The sequence below is a fragment of the Micromonospora sp. NPDC049282 genome (assembly GCF_043197045.1).
Taxonomy (GTDB): Bacteria; Actinomycetota; Actinomycetes; order Mycobacteriales; family Micromonosporaceae; genus Micromonospora.
In genome coordinates this window covers 1-2156 of record NZ_JBICSL010000042.1, presented here as the reverse complement: position 1 = coordinate 2156, position 2156 = coordinate 1, and the positions used below count along the sequence as shown (strand labels likewise).

Below are 2156 nucleotides of genomic sequence, written 5' to 3'. Positions count from 1 at the left end.
TGTCGGCTCCGCCTGAAAACTGACCACGTGGTTCCGGCTGAATCGGGACCACCTCCTGAAGCATCGGGAGGTGCTGAGCGTGGAGGACTGGGCAGAGATCCGGCGGCTGCGGCGGTCGGAGGGCATGGCGATCCAGGCCATCGCACGGCGGTTGAGGATGTCTCGCAACACCGTGAAGAGGGCCTTGGCCAGTGATGAGCCGCCCCGCTATCGGCGGGCGGCGAAGGGTTCGATCGTGGATGCGGTCGAGCCGCAGATCCGGGCGTTGTTGGCGGAGTTCCCGGACATGCCGACTACGGTGATCATGGAACGGGTTGGGTGGACCCGAGGCAAGACGGTGTTCTGTGATCGGGTGCAGCAGCTGCGGCCATTGTTCCGTCGCCCTGATCCGTCCCAGCGGACGGAGTATCTGCCCGGTGAGCTGGCGCAGTGCGATCTGTGGTTCCCGCCGGTGGACGTGCCGTTGGGGTGCGGGCAGGTCGGCCGGCCGCCGGTGCTGGTGATGGTGTCGGGGTATTCGCGGTGGCTGTCGGCGGTGATGATCCCGTCCCGGCAGTCGCCGGACCTGCTGGGCGGGCACTGGACGCTGATCTCGGGGTGGGACCGGACGCCCAAGGCTCTGGTCTGGGACAACGAGTCCGCAGTCGGGCAGTGGCGGGCCGGCAGACCGCAGCTGACGGAGGCGATGAACGCCTTCCGCGGCACCCTCGGCATCAAGGTGATCCAGTGCCGGCCGGCCGACCCGGAGGCCAAAGGCCTGGTGGAGCGGGCCAACGGCTATCTGGAGACCTCGTTCCTGCCCGGCCGCCGTTTCGCCTCACCCGGCGACTTCAACGCCCAACTCACCGAGTGGCTGGTGCGGGCGAACAACCGCCAGCACCGCATGTTGGGCTGCCGACCCGTGGACCGGTGGGACGCCGACCGAGCCGCGATGCTGTCGCTGCCGCCGGTCGCACCGGTGGTTGGCTGGCGACAGACCACACGGTTGCCTCGGGATCATTACGTCCGGTTGGACAGCAACGACTACTCCGTGCACCCGGCGGCGGTGGGCCGACGAGTGGACGTCGTCGCCGACGCCGACCGGGTGCAGGTGTTCTGCGAGGACCGCCTCGTCGCCCGGCATGACCGATGCTGGGCTAAGCACCAGAGCATCACCGATCCAGCTCACCGCCAGGCCGCCGCCGATCTGCGGACAGCGGCCCGGCAGGCACCGGCGCCAGCAGTCACGACCGAGGTGGAGCACCGTCGGCTAGCCGATTACGACCGGATGTTCGGCCTGGACGAGGTGGCTGCGTGATGGCCACCAAGACCAACCGAAACGTCGCGTCGGAGATCGCGTTCCTCACCCGCGCTCTGAAGGCGCCCTCCCTGGCCGCGTCGGTGGAACGCCTGGCGGAGCGGGCTCGGGCGGAGTCGTGGACGCATGAGGAGTTCCTCGCCGCCTGCCTGCAACGCGAAGTCGCCGCCCGCGAAGCCCATGGCGGTGAGGGCCGTATCCGGGCCGCGAGGTTCCCGGCCCGCAAGAGCCTGGAAGAGTTCGACTTCGACCACCAACGGTCGTTGAAGCGGGAGACGATCGCCCACCTCGGCACCCTCGACTTCGTGGCCTCAAAGGAGAACGTCGTCTTCTTGGGCCCGCCCGGCACCGGCAAGACCCACCTGTCCATCGGCCTCGGGATCCGGGCCTGCCAGGCCGGACACCGCGTCGCGTTCGCCACCGCCGCCCAGTGGGTGTCCCGCCTCGCCGATGCCCACCACGCCGGCCGGCTGCAAGACGAGTTGGTCAAGCTCGGCCGGATCCCGCTGCTGATCGTCGACGAGGTCGGCTACATCCCCTTCGAAGCTGAAGCCGCGAACCTGTTCTTTCAGCTCGTCTCCAACCGCTACGAACGAGCCAGCCTGATCGTCACCAGCAACAAGCCCTTCGGCCGCTGGGGCGAAGTCTTCGGCGACGATGTCGTCGCCGCAGCCATGATCGACCGCCTCGTCCACCATGCCGAAGTGATCTCCATGAAGGGCGATAGCTACCGACTCAAAGACCGCGACCTCGGCCGCGTCCCCGCAGCCACCAAGACCAACGACTAAAGATCAACCAAACCGAGGTGGTCCAGTTTCAGCCGGACCACGGTGGTCCCGTTTGAGGCGGCGTTGACACC

2 protein-coding genes are annotated in these 2156 nt (G+C 68.0%); both read left to right on the top strand.

All coding sequences use genetic code 11. The annotated features are described in order from the left end of the window. Positions 1 to 70 precede the first annotated feature (70 nt). A complete protein-coding gene (istA, locus tag ACGFI2_RS30595; protein WP_393523663.1) occupies positions 71 to 1297 on the top strand; it encodes an IS21 family transposase in 1227 nt (408 codons plus the stop codon). After that, positions 1297 to 2085 (top strand): IS21-like element helper ATPase IstB, encoded by a 789-nt coding sequence (istB, locus tag ACGFI2_RS30590; RefSeq protein WP_210941063.1) that lies wholly within the window; start codon positions 1297 to 1299, stop codon positions 2083 to 2085. The genes istA and istB overlap by 1 nt, the downstream gene beginning before the upstream one ends. The last annotated feature ends 71 nt before the right edge of the window (positions 2086 to 2156 follow it).